The sequence below is a fragment of the Variovorax sp. NFACC27 genome (assembly GCF_048301545.1).
Lineage (GTDB): Bacteria > Pseudomonadota > Gammaproteobacteria > Burkholderiales > Burkholderiaceae_C > Variovorax > Variovorax gossypii.
The window spans coordinates 3081158-3102310 of sequence record NZ_CP157613.1; the positions used below are offsets into that span (position 1 = coordinate 3081158).

Genomic DNA, 21153 nt, shown 5'->3' on the forward strand with positions numbered 1-21153 from the left:
GCGGGAGGAACAGGCACATGACAAGACCCCTGGACGGCATCACCGTCATCTCTCTCGAACACGCGATCGCCGCGCCGTTCTGCACGCGCCAGCTCGCCGACCTCGGAGCGCGCGTCATCAAGGTGGAGCGCCCCGAGGTGGGTGACTTCGCGCGCGCCTACGACGCCCGCGTCGGCGGCGAGGCCTCGCATTTCGTGTGGGTGAACCGCTCGAAGGAAAGCCTCACGCTCGATCTCAAGCAGCCCGCCGCGCTCGCCGTGCTGCAGGAGTTGCTGGCCGATGCCGACGTGCTGGTGCAGAACCTTGCGCCCGGCGCCGCCGCGCGCATGGGGCTGGGCGCGCAGGCGCTGCAGGCGAAGCACCCTAGGCTCATCGTCTGCGACATCTCTGGCTACGGCGAGGACGGCCCGTACCGCGACAAGAAGGCCTACGACCTGCTGATCCAGAGCGAGGCGGGCTTTCTCTCGGTGACGGGCACGCCGGACGAGCCCTGCAAGTCGGGCAACTCCATCGCCGACATCGCGGCCGGCATGTATGCGTACACCGGCATCCTCGCGGCGCTGCTCCAGCGCGGCAAGACGGGCAAGGGCTCGCACATCGACGTGTCGATGCTCGAATCGCTCGCCGAGTGGATGGGCTACCCGATGTACTACGCCTACGACGGCGCGCCGCCGCCGCCGCGCAGCGCCGCGTCGCACGCGACGATCTACCCGTACGGTCCGTTTCCCGCGGGCGACGGCGGCACCGTGATGCTGGGCCTGCAGAACGAGCGCGAGTGGCGCACCTTCTGCGAGAAGGTGCTGCTGCAGGCGGGGCTGGCCACCGACCCGCGCTTCGACAGCAACGCGCGGCGCAACGAGAACCGCGAGACGCTGCGCGCCATCATCCTCGAGACCTTCGGCGCGCTGAGCACGGCGCAGGTGCTGGAGCGGCTCGACACCGCGCAGATCGCCAACGCCCGCATGAACGACATGGCCGGCCTGTGGGCGCATCCGCAGCTGCAGGCGCGCGAGCGCTGGCGGCAGGTGGGCTCGCCGGCGGGGGACATACCGGCCCTGCTGCCGGCCGGACGCCAGAGCGCCTTCGACTACCGCATGGACCCGATCCCGGCGGTCGGCGAGCACACCGACGCCATCCTGCGCAGCCTCGGGCGCAGCGAGGCGGACATCGCGGCGCTGCGCGAAGCGAGGGCGGTGTGAGCGCGCCGCCGCTTTCGCTGGCACGCGCCTTTCTCTTCGTGCCCGCCGACCGGCCGGAGCGCCATGCGCGCGCGCTCGCAACCGGGGCAGGCGGCGTGATCGTCGATCTGGAAGACGCCGTCGCGCCCGAGCGCAAGGCATCGGCGCGCGAGCAACTGGCATCTTCGTTCGCCGCGCTGCCCGCCGAAGACCGGCGACGGCTGCTGGTGCGCATCAATGCGGCCGGCACGCCGTGGCACGACGACGATCGCGCGCAGGTCGGGGCGCTCGCCGCACAGGGGCTGATCGCCGGCATCGTGCTGCCCAAGGCGGAGCGCGCGGCCGATCTCTCTCGGCTGGCTGTCGCCGCCGGTCCGTCGGCCGTGCTGGTGCCGCTGATCGAATCGGCCGCCGGTCTTGCTGCGGTCGACGAACTCGCCGCCGCCCCGCAGGTGCTGCGCCTGGCCTTCGGCAACCTGGATTTCCAGGCCGACCTGGGCCTTGCCTGCGATGCCGACGAGGCCGAGCTGGTGCCGGTGCGTCTCGCGCTGCTGCTGGCCACGCGTCGTGCCGGCCTCGTCGCGCCCATCGACGGCGTGACGCCCGACTGGCGCGACGCCGCCCGGCTGGCAGTCGACACCGCGCGCGCCCGGCGCGGCGGCTTCGGCGCCAAGCTGTGCATCCACCCCGACCAGGTCGCGCCGGTCCATGCGGCGCTCGGCCCTACGGCGCAGGAGCTGGCGTGGGCCCGCCGCGTGGTCGAGGCCATACGCGCGGCCGGCGGCGGTGTCGTGAGCCTCGACGGGCGCATGGTCGATGCGCCGGTGGTGCGGCTGGCCGAACGCCTGCTCGCGTTCGAAGAACAACCCTGAACAGAGACAAACCACAAAGGAGACAAGCAAGTGACGAGAGCAACGAGAGCAACGAAGAAGACCTGGAAACTCAAGACCCTGATCGCCGCGTCCGCGGGCGCCTGCCTGCTCGCCTTCCAGGCGCCGGCATCGGCGCAGGCCGCATGGCCCGACAAGCCGGTGACGATGGTCGTGCCGTACTCGGCCGGCGGTCCGACCGACGTGGTGGCGCGCATGCTGGCCATTCCCATGGGCAAGTCGCTGGGCCAGCCGGTGATCGTCGAGAACACCGTGGGCGCGGGCGGCACCATCGCGCCCGCGCGGGTGGCCAAGGCGGCGCCCAACGGCTACACCATCCTGATCCATCACATGGGCATGGCCACCGCGCCCGCGCTCTACAAGAAGCTCAACTACGACCCGCTGAAGGACTTCGAATACGTCGGCCAGGTGCTGGACGTGCCGATGACGCTGCTGTCGCGCAAGGACTTCCCGGCCAACAACTACCAGGAGCTGCTGACCTACGTGAAGGCCAACAAGGACAAGGTCACGCTGGCCAACGCGGGCGTGGGCGCGGTGTCGCAGCTGTGCGGGCTGCTCTTCATGAACCAGATCGGGGTGCAGTTGACCACCGTGCCCTACAAGGGTGCAGGGCCGGCGCTCAACGACCTGATGGGCGGGCAGGTCGACCTGCTGTGCGACCAGACCACGCAGACCGCGCCGGTCATCAAGGACGGCAACCGGGTGAAGGTGTTCGGCGTGACCACGCCGCAGCGGCTGTCGAGCCTGCCGAACATTCCGACGCTCGACGAGCAGGGCCTCAAGGGCTTCGACGTGAGGGTGTGGCACGGCATCTATGCGCCCAAGGGCACGCCGCCCGCGGTGATCGAGAAGCTCAACGCAGCCCTGCGCGCCGGGCTGCAGGACGACATGGTGAAGCACCGCCTGGCCGAACTCAGCTCGGAGATCGTGCCGGTGGAAAAGCAGACCTCGGAGAGCCTGCGTACGCATCTGACGGCGGAGGTCGCCAAGTGGGGCAAGGTGATCCGCGCGGCGGGCGTGCAGGCGGACTGACCTTTTCCTTCGTCAGGCCGGGGGCTGTTCGCGCAGGACTTCGTCGAACAGCGCGAGCAGGTGCCGCGCGAACAGGTCCATGTTCGCCGGCCGGTCCGCATCGCCGGTCTCGACGGTGCGGCTCACAGTGACCGGGCCGACGATCGAGAGGCACACGCGTCCCGGCACGTCGCCGTACGGGCTCGGCGACGGCCCGGCCGCGCCGCTTTCGGCGATGCCCCAGCTCGAGTGGTGGGTGTCGCGCACCCGGCCGGCGACGAGCCGGGCGTAGGGCTCGGTCTCGCCGCGCATGCCGGCCATGTCTTCGGCGGTCAGGTCCAGCAGCGCGCGGCCGGCTCGCCTCGAGTAGACGACCGCACCGCCCTTGAAGTAAGCCGAGGCGCCCGCGATGGCGAGCAGGGCGGCCGACACCAGGCCACCTGCCGACGACTCGACCACCGCCACAGTCTGGCCTCGCGCGCGCAGCGCTTCGCCCACGCGGGCCGCGAGCACGGGCAGCGGTTCGGGGAGGGCAGGCGAACTCATTGCGCGTGGGAGCGCGGACCGGGCCGCTTCACGTAGGCCGGCGCGCGCTCGTGGCTCGCCGTGTTTCCGTAGACGGTGTCCGCGGGGTAGTACTCGGCCTGCAGCTGCACCTTGGCGGCGGCTTCCTCGCCCGCGCTGTGGGCGATGTAGGCCAGCATCAGGTCGGTACCGGCCGATACCCCGGCCGAGGTCCAGACGTTGCCGTCCTGCACGAATCGCTGCTCCACCACCTTCACGTCGCCCAGCGCGCGCAGGCGGTCGAGCGATCCCCAGTGCGTGGTCGCGGTCTTGCCCGAGAGCAGCCCGGCCGCATGCAGCACGAAGGCGCCGGTGCATACGGACATCAGCGTGGTGCATCCGGGCGCCTGGTCGGCGAGGAAGCGGGTCATGACCACGTTGTCGACCTCGCGGCGCGTGCCCATGCCGCCGGGAACGAGCAGGCAGTCGAGCTGGGGGCAGTCGGCGAAGGAAACGTGGGGGTTGATGGAAAGGCCCTTGGCGCAGGCCACCGGCTCGCGCTTCTCGGCCACGATCAGGCAGTGCTCGGGACCGCCGGCCAGCTTGCTCCACATGGTGAGCATTTCCCAGGGGCCGACGAAGTCGAGTTCCTCGACGTCGGGGAAGACGATGATCCCGAAATTCATACTTTGGAACTCCTTGGGTTTTTGCCTGTGCGGACACGCACGGATGAGAGGATAGAGGCTGGGAACGAAGGTCGCTTCGTGACCACTCTTCGTGACAGCTGGTTGCAAGCTTGGCTCAGTGTTTTCCTCAGAGGGCCCATGGCTTGAAACTCGCTAGAGTGAAGGCGGCCGTTCAGGCTTTTGCCATTACACAAAGGAAATCTCATGAGCAAGAAAGTTGCATATGTCACCGGGGGCATGGGTGGCATCGGAACAGCCATCTGCCAGCGTCTCTACAAGGACGGGTTCACCGTGGTCGCAGGTTGCGGCCCCACGCGCGACTACGCCAAGTGGCTGGCCGAACAGAAAGCCGCAGGCTTCGAGTTCCATGCGTCGGTCGGCAATGTGGGCGACTGGCAATCCACCGTCGAAGCCTTCTCCGCCGCCAAGGCCGCGCACGGCCCCATCGACGTGCTGGTGAACAACGCCGGCATCACGCGGGACCGCATGTTCCTCAAGATGACGCCCGAGGACTGGAGCGCGGTCATCGAGACCAACCTCAACAGCATGTTCAACGTCACCAAGCAGGTGGTGGGCGACATGGTCGAAAAGGGCTGGGGCCGCATCATCAACATCAGCTCGGTCAACGGCGCCAAGGGCCAGGCGGGCCAGACCAACTATTCGGCGGCCAAGGCCGGCATGCACGGCTTCACCATGGCGCTGGCACAGGAGCTGGCCAACAAGGGCGTGACGGTCAACACCGTGAGCCCGGGCTACATCGGCACCGACATGGTCAAGGCCATCCGCCAGGAAGTGCTCGACAAGATCGTGGCCACCATTCCGGTCAAGCGCCTGGGCGAGCCGAGCGAAATCGCCTCCATCATCTCGTGGCTGGCCACCGACGAAGGCGGCTACAGCACGGGGGCCGACTTCTCCGTCAACGGCGGTCTCCACATGCATTAAGCATGCTGACTTACACCTGATCGACAAGACCCGCTTCGGCGGGTCTTTTCATTTCGACGATGCGGGTTCCACGGATAGAAAACCGCGAATACGCGTCCTACAGTCTTCAACCCTCCGGAGGCAAACATGGAAAGCACAACAAGCACATCCGCCAGAAAGCTCCCGCTCTACCGCTCCCTCTACGTGCAGGTGATCACCGCGGTGATCATCGGCGTGCTGCTCGGCCACTTCTACCCGGCGGCCGGCGAGGCGATGAAGCCGCTGGGCGATGGCTTCATCAAGCTGATCAAGATGATCATCGCGCCGATCATCTTCTGCACGGTGGTGGTGGGCATCGCCGGCATGGAAGACATGAAGAAGGTCGGCAAGACCGGCGGCCTCGCGCTGCTGTACTTCGAGGTGGTGAGCACCATCGCGCTCATCGTGGGGCTGGTGCTGGTCAACGTGCTCAAACCCGGCTCGGGCATGAACGTCGATCCGGCCACGCTCGACACCAAGAGCATCGCGGCCTACACCGGCCCGGGCAAGATGACCGGCACGATCGACTTCATCATGAACATCATCCCCAACACGGTGGTGGATGCATTCGCCAAGGGCGAGATCCTGCAGGTGCTGCTGATCGCCGTGATGTTCGGTTTCGCGCTGCACCGCTTCGGCGGCCGCGGCACGCTGGTGTTCGACGTGATCGAGAAGGGCTCGCACGTGCTCTTCGGCATCGTCAACTACATCATGAAGCTGGCGCCCATCGGTGCCTTCGGCGCAATGGCCTTCACCATCGGCAAGTACGGGCTGGGCAGCCTGTTCTCGCTCGGCAAGCTGATGGGCACCTTCTACCTGACCTGCCTGCTGTTCATCTTCGTGGTGCTGGGGCTCATCGCGAGATTCCACGGATTCAGCATCTGGAAGTTCATCAAGTACATCAAGGAAGAGCTGCTGATCGTGCTGGGCACCTCGTCCAGCGAATCGGTGCTGCCGCGCATGATGGAGAAGATGGAGAACCTGGGCGCGAACAAGACCTGCGTGGGTCTCGTCATACCGACCGGCTACTCGTTCAACCTCGACGGCACTTCCATCTACCTGACGATGGCGGCCGTGTTCATCGCGCAGGCCACCAACACGCCGATGACGCTCACGCAGGAAATCACGCTGCTGGCGGTGCTGCTGCTCACCTCGAAGGGCGCGGCCGGCGTCACGGGCAGCGGCTTCATCGTGCTGGCTGCCACGCTGTCGGCGGTAGGCCATGTGCCGGTGGCGGGGCTGGCGCTGATCCTGGGCATCGACCGCTTCATGTCGGAAGCCCGCGCGCTGACCAACCTGATCGGCAACGGCGTCGCCACCATCGTGGTCGCCAAGTGGACCGGCGAACTCGACGAGACCCGCCTGCGGGCCGGGCTCAACAACGAGAGCTGGGTGGAGGCGCAGGAGCCCGAGGTGCTCGATGCCGCCCGCACCAGCAAGATGGCGGGCTGAACAGGCCGCCTGAAACGGCCGGCCGGGAAGGCCGTTCGAAATGAAAGGCCGGGCATCGTTCCTGCAAAATGGAGCGATGCCCCACAGCGTCTCCCTCATCAACACGATCGCCGCCGGCCTGGGGCTGGCGCTCATCCTCGGCTTCCTGGCGGCCAGGCTGCGATTGCCGGCGCTGGTCGGCTACCTGCTGGCGGGCGTGATCATCGGCCCCTTCACCCCTGGCTTCGTGGCCGATGCGGGCATTGCCGCCCAGCTCGCCGAAATCGGCGTGATGCTGCTGATGTTCGGCGTGGGCCTTCATTTCTCGCTCGACGACCTGCTGGCCGTGCGCAAGATCGCGCTGCCCGGCGCGCTCGCCCAGATTGCGGTGGCCACGCTGCTCGGCGGCGGCCTGGCCCTGTGGTGGGGCTGGAGCCCCGGCGCGGCGCTGGTGTTCGGGCTGGCGTTGTCGGTGGCCAGCACGGTCGTGCTGCTGCGCGCGCTCGAAAGCCTGGGCATCCTCGATTCGTTCACCGGCCGCATCGCCGTCGGCTGGCTGGTGGTGGAAGACCTGGCGATGGTGCTGGTGCTCGTGCTGCTGCCGCCGCTGGCGGGCACGCTGGGCGTGTCGGGTGCTGCCGGCTCGGGCGATCCGCTGTGGCAGACGCTAGGCCTCACGCTGCTGCAGGTGGGCGGCTTCGTCGCGCTGATGCTGGTGGTGGGGCGGCGCGTGTTCCCGTGGATCCTCTGGCAGGTCACGCGCACCGGCTCGCGCGAGCTGTTCACGCTGTGCGTGGTGGCCGCTGCCGTGAGCATCGCCTACGCGTCGGCTGCGCTCTTCGGCGTGTCGTTCGCGCTGGGCGCCTTCTTCGCCGGCATGGTGATGCGCGAGTCGCAGTTCGCCCACCGGGCAGCTCAGGAATCGCTGCCGCTGCGCGACGCCTTCGCGGTGCTGTTCTTCGTGTCGGTCGGCATGCTGTTCGACCCCTCGGTGCTGATCGAGCGGCCGCTGCAGGTGCTGGCGGTGGTGCTGGTCATCGTGCTGGGCAAGTCGCTCGCGGCCTGCGCGCTGGTGCTGGTGTTCCGCTATCCGCTGGGCACGGCGCTCACGGTCAGCGCCAGCCTGGCGCAGATCGGCGAGTTCTCGTTCATCCTGGCGGGGCTGGGCGTGTCGCTGGGCCTGCTGCCGGTGGAGGGGCAGAGCCTGGTGCTGGCCGGGGCGCTGATTTCCATCGCCACCAATCCGCTGTGGTTCAGCCTGATCGCACCGATGCAGAAATGGCTGCATGCCCATTCCTCCTTCGCGCGCGGACTCGAGATGCGCGACGACCCGCTCGCCGAACTGCCCATGACCACCGAGGCGAAGTACCTCTCGCGGCAGGTGGTGCTGGTGGGCTACGGCCGGGTGGGGCGCCGCATCGCGGCGGAGCTCGACGCGAACGACATCCCCTACGTGGTGGCCGAGCAGAACCGCGAACTGGTCGAGAAGCTGCGCGAGGCCGGCACCCCGGCCGTCTGGGGCGACGCGGCCGATCCGGCCGTGCTGATACAAGCGCACATCGCCCGCGCCCGCGTGCTGGTCGTGGCCACGCCCGACACCATGAACGTGCGCCAGATGATGGAAACCGCGCGCACGCTCAACCCGACCATCCAGACGGTGATCCGCAGCCACAACGAGCAGGAGGCCCGGCTGCTCACGCAGGAAACCTCCGCCACCGTGTTTCTCGGCGAGCAGGAACTGGCCCAGGCCATGGCCCGCGACGTGGTCCAGCGCGCCGTGTCGATGGCCGTGCCGGCCTGAGGGCCCCTGAAAGGGACTCTTTCCCTTCAGGGCTTCAGAGGTCTTCGATCACCAGCGTGCGGTAGCGCTGGGCGATGGAGTAGGGCACGGTTCGCACCAGCTCCATCAGCCGCTCGGCGGCCGCGCCGTCCTTCGTCCTGACGAGCAGGCCGGTATGGCCCTCTTTCGCCAGCTTGGCATAGGCGCGCACCGTGGCCGCGTCGGTGCCGGCGGAGGGCAGGGGGCTGTCGGCCGACCTCACGGTCGGGACGATCTCCGCGAGAACCGTCTCGGCTGGAAGCAGGTAGACCTCGTCGCCGCTCATGCCCTTTTCGATCAGGCGGTGGCCGATGCGGTCCGCATCCTCGGCGCTGGGGAACATCACCATCGAGTAGCCGGTCGGGTAGAAGGCGCCGCCGATGCTCGATCGCATGCCGGGTTCAAGAGTGAAGTGCTTCATGCTGCCTCCTGTTCTTGGTCGGTTCTTCTTGGAGTCTCGTGAGTCCCTGTTGATACAACATTAGGTCGCACCCGGGGCGTGCTCTGTAGGAGAACCCCGAAAGCTCTGTCAACCACGCCCGTGCATTTCCTGTTCATCCAGTAGTCAGGCAGCACATTCATCCTTGCACCATGCCCTCTCCCAGAAACATCGCACTCACCGTCCACGAACTGGAGGCGGGCGAGTTCTACTGGGTGCTGATGGAGGCCGTGGACGACACGCCCGGCGAAACCTCCCACGTCTATGTGCCGCTGGAAGCCGCCCACGAGCCCTACGCCACCTATTCGAACGCTCTGGTGGCCGGCGTGGCCATGATGCGACGGCTGTTCGGCCCCGACGGAAAGCCCGGCTGAAGCCCGCGGCGCGGCCCCTCCCGAGGGGGCGCTACCTATAATCCCGCCGTTCCGGTGCGGCAGTTTTCATTAACTGCGCCGGACAACACGGTTCGAAGGTGCCCCGCACGCCATCTCATCCATGGCGACGGGGTTAAACGGGAAGCAGGTGCGCCGCGTCGTCGTTCTCTTGATCGATCGATGCGTCAATTCCTGCGCTGCCCCCGCAACGGTCAGCGGATCTGGAAACCCTCACGCACGTGCCATCTCGGTTGGCACGGGCAGCCACTGCGCTTCGGCGTGGGAAGGCGAGGATTTCCGTCGTGGCGTGCATCCACATGAAGCACGCCGCGGCGCTCCGCAAGCCCGGATACCGGCCCTCGCAACCGCCTTCGGACGCTGCGGGAGTGCGTGTCCGGGCCTGCCGCATCCCTCGCCCCCGAGCCGCCGCAGTCCCTTCGCCTCTTCTTCCGCCGCGTCCTTCATCGGTCGGGAGCCTGCGGGGACGCAGGCCGGAGGAGAAGCTACATGGGTCATGCATCGCCGCGGCGCGATCGCAAGGGTGTGCCGCCACCGCGCAGGACACGCCTTTCGGGTCTTTCGGGCCTTTCGGGCCTTTCGGGCCTTTCGGGCATTTCATTGGGATTGGGGCTGGTTTTCGGGCCTTCGGTGGCCCTGGCGCAATCCCAGGACGAAACAGTCGTCGGCGGCGGCCAGAGCCTCAAGCCCATACAGGTGGAGGCCGACCGGCACGTGCCGCTGGCCATCGACGAGCCCACCCAGACCGGCAGCCGCCTCGGCCTCACGCCGCTGGAGACGCCGGCCAGCATCGAGGTGCTGACGGGCGACACCATCCGCGCGCGCGGCGACGTCTCGGTGGTCGATGCCGTCACCCGCGCCACCGGCATCACGGGCGCGCCGGGCCCGGGCAACGGCGGCACCGCGCTGGGGGCTCGCGGCTTCCTGGGCCACGGTTCGGTGATGCAGCTCTTCGACGGCACGCGCCTCTTCGCGGGTGCCGGCACCGTCACCTTCCCCTTCGACACCTGGTCTGCCGACCGCATCGAGGTGCTGCGCGGCGCGGCCTCGGTGATGTACGGCGAGGGCGCCATCGGCGGCGCGATCAACGTGGTGCCGAAGAAGCCCACGCGCGGCCCGATCCGCAATGAAGCGCTGGTCACGCTGGGCTCCGACGCCACGCGACAGGTGGCCTTCGGCAGCGGCGGGGCGATCGACGACAGGCTTTCGTACCGCTTCGACATCAGCCAGCGCAACACCGACGGCTTCATGCAGCGCGGCGAGGCCGAGAGCCTTGCCGTGAGCGCGGCCGTGCGGCTGGACGTATCGCCGCAGCTGCAGTTCACGCTCTCGCACGACGAGGGCCGGCAGTCGCCGCAGCGCTACTACGGCGTGCCGCTGATCGACGGCCGCCTGAGCAGCCAGACCCTGCGCCAGAACTACAACGTGGACGACGCCGAGATCAAGTACCGCGACAAGTGGACCCGCCTCGACGCCCAGTGGACGCCCAACGAATCCGTCACCGTGCGCAACCAGCTCTACCGGCTGGAGAGCAAGCGCCACTGGCGCAACAGCGAGACCTACACCTACAACGCCATCACCCGTCGCGTGACGCGCGGCGACTACCTGGAGATCGGCCACGACCAGGAGCAGATCGGCAACCGCACCGACGCCACCTTCAGGCACCGGCTGTTCGGCCTCGCCAACCAGGTGCTGGTGGGCTTCGACGCGAACCGCATCGACTTCACGCACACCAACGATTCGCCTTACGGCGGCCGCTCGGTGGTCGACCCCTTCGTCTTCAACCCGGGCTACTACGCCTCGCCCGTGGCCTACACGCCGCGCTACAAGACGAAGACCAGCACCTACGCCTTCTTCGCCGAGGACAAGCTGGCCTTCGACGAACAGTGGTCGGTGGTGGGCAGCCTGCGCTGGGACCACGCGAAGGTCGCGCGCACCGACTTGCAGAACGCCGCCAACAGCTTCGGCAAGACCTTCGAGTACGCCACCGGCCGCCTCGGCGTGGTCTATGCGCCCGACGCCTCGCAGTCGTTCTACGCGCAGGTGGCGCGTGCGGCCGATCCGCTGGGCTCGCTGGTGACCACCTCGGCCTCGCAGGCGGCGTTCGATCTCAGCACCGGCAGGCAGGTCGAGGTCGGCTACAAGCGCCAGCTCGCGGACAACCGAGGTGCCTGGACCGTGGCCGCGTACAGCATCAAGAAGAACAAGCTGCTGTCGCGCGACGCCATCGATCCGACCGTCACCCAGCAGGTCGGCAAGCAGTCTTCCGAAGGCATCGAGGCCACGCTCGACCTGGCGCTCAGCTCCACGTTGCGGCTGGAGGCCAACGCCACCAAGCTGCGCGCGCGCTACGACGACTTCAACGAAGTCGTCAGCGGCAGGCTGGTCTCGCGCGCGGGCAACACGCCCGCCGGCGTGCCCGAGGAGGCCGCCAACCTCTGGCTCACCTGGCGCTTCCTGCCGCAATGGGAGGCCGATGTCGGCGTGCGCTACGTCGGCCCGCGCCAGGTCGATGCGGCCAACTCGCGCAGGATCGGTTCGTACACCGTGGCCGACGCGGGCGTGAGCTGGCAGACGAACCCGTCGCTCAAGCTCGCGCTGCGTGCCTACAACCTGGCCGACCGGCGCTACCCGGTGTCGTTCTCTAACGGCGGCAACCAGTGGCTGCTGGGGCGTCCGCGCTCATTCGAGCTGTCGGCGCTGGTCAGCTTCTGAATGGCAGACAGGACCGGGAACGCATGACCTTCGCATGGCGCCGCGCCTGGCCGCGCATCCGGCACTGGCTCTACTGGACGCACCGGTGGCTGGGCATCGGCGGCTGCCTGCTGTTCGTCATGTGGTTCGTCTCGGGCGTGGTGATGATGTACGTGGGGTATCCCAACCTCACGGACCAGGAGCGGCTCGCGGGGCTCTCTCCGCTGCGTTTCGACCAGGCGGTGGTGTCGCCCGCGGCCGCGCTCGATGCGCTGCCGAAGGATGCACGGTTGCGCCCGCCGCGTCGCATGGTGCTGGAGATGCAGGGCGGAGACGGCGCCAGCCCCGTCTGGCGCATCGTCGATGCGCGCGGTGGCCGGCACAGCGTGTCGGCGCGCGACGGCCATGTGCCCGGCCCGGTCGATGCCGCGCAGGCCGGAGCCATCGCGCGCGCCTTCTCGGGTCACGCCGGCGCGCACTGGGCCGAGACGCTGGAGCGCGACCAGTGGACCGTGCCGCAGGGCCTGAACCCGCTGCGCCCGCTGCACCGCATCGAGGTCGGCGACGAGGCGGGTACCGAGCTCTACGTGTCGCAGGTCAACGGCGAGGTGGTGCGCGACACCACGCGCTCCGAGCGCTTCTGGAACTGGCTGGGCTCGGTGCCGCACTGGATCTACTTCACGCCGCTGCGCGCTGATCCGCCGCTGTGGCACGACGTGGTGGTGTGGCTGTCGGCCGCCTGCATCGTCTCGGCCGTGACGGGCATCGTCATCGGCATCCTGCGGGTGCGGCTGCGCCGCAGGTTCCGCAACGGTGCGGTCACGCCGTACTCGGGTTGGATGGCCTGGCACCACATCGCGGGGCTGGTCGGCGGCTTCTTCGTGCTGACGTGGATCGTCAGCGGCTGGCTGTCGATGAACCCCAACGGCTGGTTCCAGCGCGGGGCGGGCGACGCGGCGGCGATGGCGGGCTACACGGGTGTCGGCAAGTCGCCGTTCCCGTGGCCGCCGGCTTCGCTGCCGGCGGGCGAGGGCGAGGCTGCCGCGCGCGAGGCCGTGTTGCTGTGGTTCGACGGCAGGCCGCTGCTGCAGCTGCGCGATGCGAAAGCGCGGGTGCGCGTGGTCGATGCAGTCACCGGCGAGCCGGCCGTCATCGCGAAGGACGACATCCTGCGCGCTGCGGCCCGTCTGAGGCCCGGATACGCCATCACCCAGGCCACGCTCCAGACCCGCGAAGACTTCCACTGGTACGGCCACCACCGCGAGCGCATCGTGCCCGTGTGGCGCCTGCTGTTCGACGACCCGGCGCGCAGCTGGATCTACATCGACCCGGCCAGCGGCCAGGTCGCGGGCAGCAGCGACGGCAACTCGCGCCTGCGCCGCTGGCTCTTCAACGCGGCGCACAGCCTCGACTTCCCCTGGCTCATCCAGTACAGGCCGGCCTGGGATCTCGTGATGTGGCTGCTTTCCATCGTCGGCGCCGTGGCTTCGGCCAGCGGCGTCGTGATCGGCTGGCGACGGTTGCGGCGAAAGCCCCGGCCGGCGACGGCCATGCAGGGAGCGCAGCGCGCGCTCCAGCGTCCATGACGGGGGCTTGCGTGCGCCAGCCCATCCACCAACAATCAACTTTCGCACCACGGTGCATTTCAGGAGGTGCTCGATGCACATCGAACCAGGTCTAGTCGACGGATCCAAGATATTCCTCAGCTACGCGACGGCGGCAGCCGCTCTTGCCTACACGGGCAAGGTTGGGTTCCAGACTCTCGTGAAGGACGGCCCCGCCGCCCTGTTGCTGCGCTCGGCCATCGCCATCGCGCTGGTGTTCTGCTTCTTCGAGGTGTTCCCGCATCACCCCGTGGGCGTGTCTGAAGTGCACCTGATCCTCGGCACCACGCTGCTGCTGGTGTTCGGGCTGGCGCCCGCCGCCATTGGCCTTGCGGGCGGCCTGCTGATCCAGGGCCTCTTCTTCGAGCCGCAGGACATTCCGCAGTACGGCATGAACGTCACGACCCTGCTGGTGCCGCTGTTCGCGACTTCCGCGCTGGCCCGCCGGATCATTCCCGAGAAGCTGGCCTACGTGGACATCGGCTACCAGCAGGCCTTCAAGCTGTCGGTGGCCTACCAGGGCGGCATCGTGGTGTGGGTCGGCTTCTGGGCGCTCTATGGACGCGGCACCGGCATCGAGAACATGAGCCAGATCGTCAGCTTCGGCGCGGCCTACATGACCGTCGTGCTCGTCGAGCCGCTGGTCGACCTGGGCGTGCTGGCAGCGGCCAAGGCCTGGCGCCGGCTGCAGGGCTCCGTCTTCGTCGAGCGCCGCCTGTACGGCGGCGTCTGATCGCTTCCTGTCGTCGCTTCCCCGGGCTTGCTCCGGGGAGGCCATTCATCACCATCAGTGGCGCCGGAATCATCCGGCGCCACTTTTGCCTTGCCGGCTGCATGCCGCGCGCAGGCGCCTGAAAGAATCCACCCCATGACCTCAAGCAACGCCAAGATCCCCGTCACCATCGTCACGGGCTTCCTCGGCAGCGGCAAGACCACGCTGCTGCGCCACATCCTCGGCAACGCCGAAGGCCGCCGCATCGCGGTGATCGTCAACGAGTTCGGCGAGCTGGGCATCGACGGCGAGATCCTGCGCGGCTGCGGCATCGGCTGCGACGACGAAGGCAACGAGCGCGAAGGCGCGCTCTACGAACTGGCCAACGGCTGCGTCTGCTGCACCGTGCAGGAAGAGTTCCTGCCCGTGATGCTGCAGCTGGCCGAGCGGCGCGGCGAGCTCGACGCGGTGCTCATCGAGACTTCCGGCCTCGCGCTGCCCAAGCCGCTGGTGCAGGCCTTCCAGTGGCCGGACATCGCCAACATCTTCACCGTCGATTCGGTCGTCACCGTGGTCGACGGCCCGGCCGCCGCCTCGGGCCAGTTCGCCGAGAACCCCGAGGCCGTCGATGAAGCCCGCCGCGCCGACCCCAACCTCGACCACGAATCGCCGCTGCACGAGCTGTTCGAAGACCAGCTCTCCGCCGCCGACCTTGTGGTGCTCAACAAGACCGACCTGATGGACGACGCCGCGCGCGCCAAGGTCGAGGCACTGGTGCGCGAAGAGCTGCCGCCCGAGGTGAAGATCGTCGCCGCCAGCGAGGGCAAGCTGCCGCTCGCTCTGCTGCTGGGCCAGGGCCGTGCGGCCGAGGCCACCATCCACCTGCGCGAGAGCCACCACGACCACGAGGAAGACCACGACCACGACGAGTTCGACTCGCTCGTGATCGAGCTGCCGCCCGTGGACCGCGACGGCCTGCTCGCCGTGCTCGGCAAGCTGGTCGAGCAGCACACCATCTACCGCGTGAAGGGCTTCGTCGCCGTTCCGGGCAAGCCGATGCGCCTGCTGGTGCAGGGCGTAGGCCGCCGCTTCGACCACCATTTCGACCGCCGCTGGCGCGACGGCGAGGCGCAGCGCACGCGGCTCGTGTTCATCGGCGAAGACCTCGACGAGGCGGCGCTGCGCAAGGCGCTCGACGAGGTGAGTGCGGTCGCCGCCTGACGCTGCCTTGATCGCATGCACCTGCTGAGCACCCAGCCCGGACGCTTCGTCGAGGACGACAGCGTCGTCACCCGTCTCGACCAGACGCCGGGCGACATCGTGGTGCTCAGCTCGGCCGACACCACGCTCGCGCTGCTCGCCGCCGCGCGCACCGCGCTGGCGGCCACCGACCCCGGCTATCCGTCGCTGCGGCTGGCGAACCTGATGCACCTGCGCCAGCCGGCCTCGCTCGACCTTTACGTCGACGAGGTGCTGCAGCATGCGCGCGTGGTGGTGGTCGACCACCTGGGGGCCGAATCGGCCTGGGCCTACGGGCTGCAGCAGCTCGAGAAGCTGGCGAAACGCAAGGGCCAGCAGCTCGCGATGTTCTCCGGCGACCTGCAGGAGGACGAAGACCTGCTCGCGCGCGGCACGGCGCCGCGCGCAGTGAGCCGCCAGCTCTGGCAGTACATGCGCAGCGGCGGGGCCGGCAACGCGATGCAGTTCCTGCGCGCGGTGGCCTTTCACGGACTCGGCCGTGGCGAGGCGCCGCTGCCGCCGCGCAGCCTGCCGCAGGTGGCGCTGCATGTGCCGCGCGGCATGGACGCGGCGCACACCGTGGCCGGCATCGACGACCTGCGCGCCGGCTGGCATGCGGGCGCGCCGGTGGTGGCGCTGGTGTTCTACCGCTCGCACCTGCTGTCGGGCAACACGGCGGCTTTCGATGCGCTCGCGGCGGCGCTGAGCGGGCAGGGGCTGAATCCGTTGCCGGTCGCGCTCGATTCGCTGAAAGACCCGCTGTGCCTGTCCACGCTGCGCGAGCTGTGCGCGGAGCACGACGTGCAGCTCGTGCTCAACACCACGGCCTTCGCGGCGCTGGGGCAGGGCGGGCAGGGTGAGGATGTGGAACTGGCCGGCGACGCGCCCGTGCTGCAGGTGATCGTGAGCGGTGGCAACCGCGAGGACTGGCTGGCCGACAGCCAGGGCCTGCGCCCGCGCGACATCGCCATGCAGATCGCGCTGCCCGAGATGGACGGCCGCATCGTCACGCGGGCCGTGAGCTTCAAGGGCCTGTCGCACCGCTGCGAACTCACGCAGACCGAGGTGGTCAGCTACCAGCCCGAGCCCGACCGCATCGCCTTCGTGGCCGAGTTGGCGCGGCGCTGGTGCCGTCTGCGCAGCCTGCGCGCCGGCGAGAAACGCATCGCGCTGATCCTCGCCAACTACCCGGGCAGCGAAGGCCGCATCGGCAGCGGCGTGGGGCTGGACACGCCGGCCTCGGTGATGGCGATCCTGCATGCGATGGCAGCCGAAGGCTACGCGCTGGGCGAGCCCGGCTCGCTGCCGGCCGACGGCGATGCGCTGATGCGCAGGCTGCAGGAAGGCATCGCGAACGACCCCGCGCAATGGGCCGCGCGGCCCGCGTGGCAGAGCTTCGGGCTGGCCGAGTACCGCGCGTGCCTGGCGAAGCTGCCCGAGGGCATGGCGGCGGCCATCGACGAACGCTGGGGCACGCCCGAGCAAGACCCGATGCTGCGCAACGGCCGTTTCATGATCGCCGGCCTGCGGCTGGGCCGCGTGTTCGTCGGCATCCAGCCCGCGCGCGCGCTCGGCACATTGGGCGCAGCCGACTACGCGAGCTACCACGACGCCGAGCTGGTGCCGCCGCACAGCTACCTGGCCTTCTATTTCTGGCTGCGCGAAGCCTTCGCCATCGATGCCGTGGTGCACGTGGGCAAGCACGGCAACCTCGAATGGCTGCCGGGCAAGAGCATCGCGCTGTCGCAGGCCTGCTGGCCCGATGCGATCCTCGGGCCGCTGCCGAATGTGTACCCGTTCATCGTCAACGATCCGGGCGAGGGCGCGCAGGCCAAGCGTCGTACGCAGGCGGTCATCGTCGACCACCTGATGCCGCCGCTCACGCGCGCCGAGAACCACGGCCCGATGCAGGACCTGGAGCGGCAGGTCGACGAGTACTACGACGCGCTGCTGGTCGACGCGCGCCGCGCGAAGGTGCTGCGCGCGCAGATCCTCGCGGCGGTGCGCGCGCAGCACCTGGTCGAGGAGCTGGGCATGCCGGGCGAGGAGGACGACGCCGTGCTCGCGCGCGTGGACGCCTACCTCTGCGAGCTGAAAGAGACTCAGATCCGCGACGGGCTGCATGTGTTCGGCGCGTCGCCACAGGGGCGGTTGCGGCGCGACACGCTGCTGGCGCTGGCGCGCTACCCGGCCGCCGACGGCGCGGGAGCGAATGCCGGACTGCTCGGCGCGCTGTCGCAGGACCTGCTGCCGGACGACAGCTTCGATCCGCTGGACATCGACGCGGCCACGCCATGGCAGGGCGCACGCCCCGCGCTGCTGCAGTCGGTGAGCGCCGATGCATGGCGGCACCACGGCGACACACGCGAGCGGCTGGAGCTGCTCGCGCAGAGGCTGATGGAAGAGGGCGCATGCCCGCCGGAGCTGCCGCGCGCCGCCGCCGTGATGGCGCGCATCGACCGCAGCCTCGCACCCGCGCTCGATGCCTGCGGCGCGCAGGAGCTGCTGCAGCTTTGCCGCGCCCTGCAGGGCCGCTTCGTGCCACCGGGCCCGAGCGGCTCTCCCTCGCGCGGCAGGCCCGACGTGCTGCCGACCGGCCGCAATTTCTACGCGGTCGACACCCGCGCGATCCCGACGCCCACGGCCTGGATGCTCGGCCTCAAGTCGGCCGCGCAGCTGGTGGAGCGGCACATGCAGGAGCATGGCGACTATCCGGCGGCCCTGGGCCTGTCGGTCTGGGGAACCGCCACCATGCGCACCGGCGGCGACGACCTGGCGCAGGCCTTCGCTCTCATCGGCGTGCGGCCGAAGTGGGCGCCGGGCAGCCAGCGGGTGGTCGATTTCGAGGTGCTGCCCACGGTCGGGCTCGGCCGTCCGCGCATCGACGTCACGCTGCGCATCTCGGGCTTCTTCCGCGACGCGTTTCCCAATGCCGTGCAGATGTTCGACGCGGCGGTGCAGGCCGTTGCCGCGCAGGAAGACGAGGACGAGGAGCGCAACCCGATTCGCGCGCGCATCCTTCGCGAGGCCGCCGCGCTGGAAGCGCAGGGCGTGGCATCCGAGGCCGCTCGTACCCAGGCCGGCTGGCGCGTGTTCGGCTCGGCGCCCGGCAGCTACGGCTCGGGTCTGCAACCGCTCTTCGACCGCGGCGACTGGCAGACCGACGACGACCTGTCGCGGGCCTATGTCGGCGGCAGCGCCCATGCCTACGGCCAGGGCAGCGACGGCGTGCCTGCCGCCGAAGCGCTGGTTCGCCGCCTGCGCGCGATGAACGTCGTGATGCAGAACCAGGACAGCCGCGAGCACGACCTGCTCGACTCGAACGACTACTACCAGTTCCAGGGCGGCATGGCCGCCGCCGTGCGCCACCTGAGCGGCCGGCAGCCGGCCATGTACCACGGCGACCACGGCAACCCGCAGGCGCCGCGCGTGCGCACGCTGAAGGAGGAGATCGGTCGCGTCATCCGCTCGCGCGTGGTGAACCCGAAATGGATCGACGGCGTGAAGCGCCACGGCTACAAGGGCGCCTTCGAGATGGCCGCGACGGTCGACTACCTGTTCGGCTTCGACGCCACCGCCCGCGTGGTCGGCGACCACCAGTACGCGATGGTGGCCGATGCCTACGTGCTCGACGAAGCCACCCGCGATTTCGTGAATGAACACAATCCGCGCGCGCTGACCGACATGGTCAACCGCCTGCTCGAAGCCATGCAGCGCGGCCTGTGGCAGTCGCCCGGCGACTACCGCGCCCAGCTGGAGAACCTGCTGCTCGACCACGAGCAGCGGATGGAAGGAATCCCCCGATGACCACAGCCGCCCCGATGCCGGTGCCTTTTCCCTTTGCCGCGATAGCGGGCCAGCCGCATTTGCGCCAGGCCTTGCTGCTCGCTGCCGTCGACCCGGGCCTGGGCGGCGTGCTGATCGAAGGGCCGCGCGGCACCGCCAAGACCACGGCGGCGCGCGCGCTCGCCGAACTGCTGCCCGGCGCGCCCTTCGTCACGCTGCCGCTGGGCGCGAGCCTCGAAAGCCTGGTCGGCACGCTGGACCTCGCAAAGGCCCTGGCCGGCCATGAACTTGCGTTCGCACCCGGCCTGCTGGCGCGCGCGCATGGCGGCGTGCTGTACGTGGACGAGATCAACCTGCTGCCCGACGCTCTGATCGACTCGCTGCTCGATGCCGCAGCCAGCGGCGTCAACGTGGTGGAGCGCGACGGCATCTCGCACCGGCATGCCGCGCGCTTCGTGCTGGTGGGCACGATGAACCCGGAAGAGGGCACGCTGCGTCCGCAGCTGCTCGACCGCTTCGGCCTGTGCGTGCAGCTGCGCAACATCGACGACCCCGCCGGGCGGCAGGCCATCGTGCGGGCCCGGCTGGCCTTCGATGCCGATCCGCAGGGCTTTCGCGCGAAGCATGCGCAGGAAGAGGCCGCGCTGGCTGCCTCTCTGGCGCGCGCGCGGGCCCTCGTGGCCGATACGTCGGCGCTGCCCTACGGCGATGCGGTGCACGAGGCGGTCGGCGCGCTGTGCATTGCCGCGGGCGTGGACGGATTGCGCGCCGACCTCGTGATGCTGCGCTCGGTCCGGGCGCTCGCCGCGTGGGAAGGCGCCGACGAGATCACGGCCGATCACGTGCGGCGCGTGGCTGAAGCGGTGCTGCTGCACCGTCGCAAGCCCGAAGCCGAGGCTGCAGCGCCGTCTCCGGCACCCCTCGCCACAAGGCCCGATGCCACGGCGAACGGCCAGCGCGGCACGAACGGCACGGGCGACGAGGACTGGGGCGCCATGCCCCCCGAGCCCGTCGGCATCGAGCGCGTGAAACCGCTGCGCCCGCTGATCGCCCCGGCGCAGGCCGTCGCCCCAAAAAAAGCCTGAGCCTCCGGGACGCCGCACCCGCTGGCGCGCGCCAGGGTGACCGGAGGCAGGGCTCGCACAGGGACGCATGGCAAGGTCCCGCCAAGCAGGGCGGCGCCTTCGATTGGCCGCGCACCTTCGCGGCGCGCGGTGCCGACCGGCTTCGCACCCAGCATCTGCGCCATCGCCCGCAGGAAGCACGCAGCGGCGCGCTGCACTGCTTCTTGCTCGACTGCTCGGCCTCGATGCGCAACGACGGCAACCTCGCGCGTGCCAAGGGCCTGCTGCTCGCGCTGATGCACGAGGCCTACCAGCGCCGCGACCATGTCGCGCTGCTGTGCTTTGCCGGCGACACGGTCGAGCTGCGCCTGCCGCCGCGCCGCGCCAGTGCGTGGAACGACGACTGGATCGCGCCGATCGCGGCAGGCGGCGGCACGCCGCTCGCGCTGGGCGTGCGGCGTGCCGACCAGCTGCTGGCGAAGAGCGAGACCAGGCAACGCTGGCTATGGCTGCTGACGGACGGGCGCAGCAGCGAGCACCCCGCGCGGCCTGCGTCCGCCGACGTGGCCTGCGTGGTCGACTTCGAGGCGGCACGGTTGCCGCTGCATCGCGCGAGACAGCTCGCCGAGGATTGGGACGCGCGCTATCTGCCGGCCGCCGGCACGGCGTGAATCACAAGAGCGGCCGGCGCGCCCGGCCACTGGCGTATCGGCTTGCGTCCGGAGGGGCCATCTTCCGCGCGGC

General features: G+C 69.4%; 17 protein-coding genes and 1 riboswitch. Of the genes, 14 read left to right on the plus strand and 3 right to left on the minus strand.

The features are described from left to right. Positions 1-17: 17 nt before the first annotated feature. The 3 genes from ABL840_RS14435 to ABL840_RS14445 are packed head-to-tail and all read left to right on the plus strand — an operon-like array spanning position 18 to position 3100. Positions 18-1199 carry a CaiB/BaiF CoA transferase family protein gene (locus ABL840_RS14435; RefSeq protein WP_093305065.1) on the plus strand — a complete coding sequence of 394 codons (1182 nt, stop codon included), beginning with the start codon at positions 18-20 and terminating at the stop codon, positions 1197-1199. Next, positions 1196-2050 (plus strand): HpcH/HpaI aldolase/citrate lyase family protein, encoded by an 855-nt coding sequence (locus ABL840_RS14440; protein ID WP_093305062.1) that lies wholly within the window; start codon positions 1196-1198, stop codon positions 2048-2050. Before ABL840_RS14435 ends, ABL840_RS14440 begins: the two co-directional genes overlap by 4 nt. A 30-nt stretch (positions 2051-2080) precedes the next feature. Further along, positions 2081-3100, plus strand: coding sequence for a tripartite tricarboxylate transporter substrate-binding protein (locus tag ABL840_RS14445; RefSeq protein ID WP_093305060.1), 1020 nt, complete (start codon positions 2081-2083; stop codon positions 3098-3100). A 12-nt stretch (positions 3101-3112) separates the two neighbouring features. Here ABL840_RS14445 and ABL840_RS14450 read toward each other — a convergent pair whose 3' ends face one another. After that, positions 3113-3625 carry a CinA family protein gene (locus tag ABL840_RS14450; protein ID WP_093305058.1) on the minus strand — a complete coding sequence of 171 codons (513 nt, stop codon included), beginning with the start codon at positions 3623-3625 and terminating at the stop codon, positions 3113-3115. Further along, positions 3622-4269 carry a DJ-1/PfpI family protein gene (locus tag ABL840_RS14455; protein WP_093201913.1) on the minus strand — a complete coding sequence of 216 codons (648 nt, stop codon included), beginning with the start codon at positions 4267-4269 and terminating at the stop codon, positions 3622-3624. Before ABL840_RS14455 ends, ABL840_RS14450 begins: the two co-directional genes overlap by 4 nt. A 204-nt stretch (positions 4270-4473) precedes the next feature. Here ABL840_RS14455 and phbB point away from each other — a divergent pair, with 204 nt between their 5' ends. From phbB to ybaL, 3 genes are all read left to right on the plus strand, one after another. After that, the gene (gene phbB, locus ABL840_RS14460; RefSeq protein WP_093201910.1) at positions 4474-5211 is read left to right on the plus strand and encodes an acetoacetyl-CoA reductase; all 738 of its coding nucleotides are present in this window, start codon (positions 4474-4476) and stop codon (positions 5209-5211) included. Between the two features lie 126 nt (positions 5212-5337). Continuing rightward, positions 5338-6681: a dicarboxylate/amino acid:cation symporter gene (locus ABL840_RS14465; protein WP_093305056.1), complete on the plus strand. Its 1344-nt coding sequence runs from the start codon at positions 5338-5340 to the stop codon at positions 6679-6681. A 76-nt stretch (positions 6682-6757) separates the two neighbouring features. After that, entirely contained in the window at positions 6758-8461 is a 1704-nt protein-coding gene (gene ybaL, locus ABL840_RS14470) for a YbaL family putative K(+) efflux transporter (protein WP_093201904.1), read from the plus strand. A gap of 34 nt (positions 8462-8495) precedes the next feature. Here the strand turns inward: ybaL and ABL840_RS14475 are convergent, their stop codons facing one another. Further along, the gene (locus ABL840_RS14475; protein ID WP_093201901.1) at positions 8496-8900 is read right to left on the minus strand and encodes a hypothetical protein; all 405 of its coding nucleotides are present in this window, start codon (positions 8898-8900) and stop codon (positions 8496-8498) included. A gap of 170 nt (positions 8901-9070) precedes the next feature. Here ABL840_RS14475 and ABL840_RS14480 point away from each other — a divergent pair, with 170 nt between their 5' ends. The 8 genes from ABL840_RS14480 to ABL840_RS14515 all read left to right on the plus strand — a co-directional run bounded on the left by ABL840_RS14480 (position 9071) and on the right by ABL840_RS14515 (position 21080). Next, entirely contained in the window at positions 9071-9292 is a 222-nt protein-coding gene (locus tag ABL840_RS14480; RefSeq protein WP_093201899.1) for a hypothetical protein, read from the plus strand. 79 nt (positions 9293-9371) lie between these two features. Next, positions 9372-9668, plus strand: a riboswitch (cobalamin riboswitch). A 272-nt stretch (positions 9669-9940) separates the two neighbouring features. Continuing rightward, positions 9941-12025, plus strand: coding sequence for a TonB-dependent receptor (locus ABL840_RS14485; RefSeq protein ID WP_418116274.1), 2085 nt, complete (start codon positions 9941-9943; stop codon positions 12023-12025). A 23-nt stretch (positions 12026-12048) separates the two neighbouring features. After that, positions 12049-13590 carry a PepSY domain-containing protein gene (locus ABL840_RS14490; protein ID WP_093305052.1) on the plus strand — a complete coding sequence of 514 codons (1542 nt, stop codon included), beginning with the start codon at positions 12049-12051 and terminating at the stop codon, positions 13588-13590. 73 nt (positions 13591-13663) lie between these two features. After that, a complete protein-coding gene (locus ABL840_RS14495; RefSeq protein ID WP_093305050.1) occupies positions 13664-14341 on the plus strand; it encodes an energy-coupling factor ABC transporter permease in 678 nt (225 codons plus the stop codon). Between the two features lie 135 nt (positions 14342-14476). After that, on the plus strand, positions 14477-15541 hold the full coding sequence (cobW, locus tag ABL840_RS14500; protein WP_093305049.1) for a cobalamin biosynthesis protein CobW: 1065 nt from the start codon (positions 14477-14479) through the stop codon (positions 15539-15541). A 15-nt stretch (positions 15542-15556) separates the two neighbouring features. Next, positions 15557-19366: a cobaltochelatase subunit CobN gene (cobN, locus tag ABL840_RS14505; protein ID WP_093305047.1), complete on the plus strand. Its 3810-nt coding sequence runs from the start codon at positions 15557-15559 to the stop codon at positions 19364-19366. Next, positions 19363-20430 carry an ATP-binding protein gene (locus tag ABL840_RS14510; RefSeq protein ID WP_093305045.1) on the plus strand — a complete coding sequence of 356 codons (1068 nt, stop codon included), beginning with the start codon at positions 19363-19365 and terminating at the stop codon, positions 20428-20430. Before cobN ends, ABL840_RS14510 begins: the two co-directional genes overlap by 4 nt. A gap of 203 nt (positions 20431-20633) precedes the next feature. Next, positions 20634-21080, plus strand: a complete 447-nt coding sequence (locus ABL840_RS14515; RefSeq protein ID WP_418116275.1) for a vWA domain-containing protein — start codon at positions 20634-20636, stop codon at positions 21078-21080. Positions 21081-21153 lie beyond the last annotated feature (73 nt).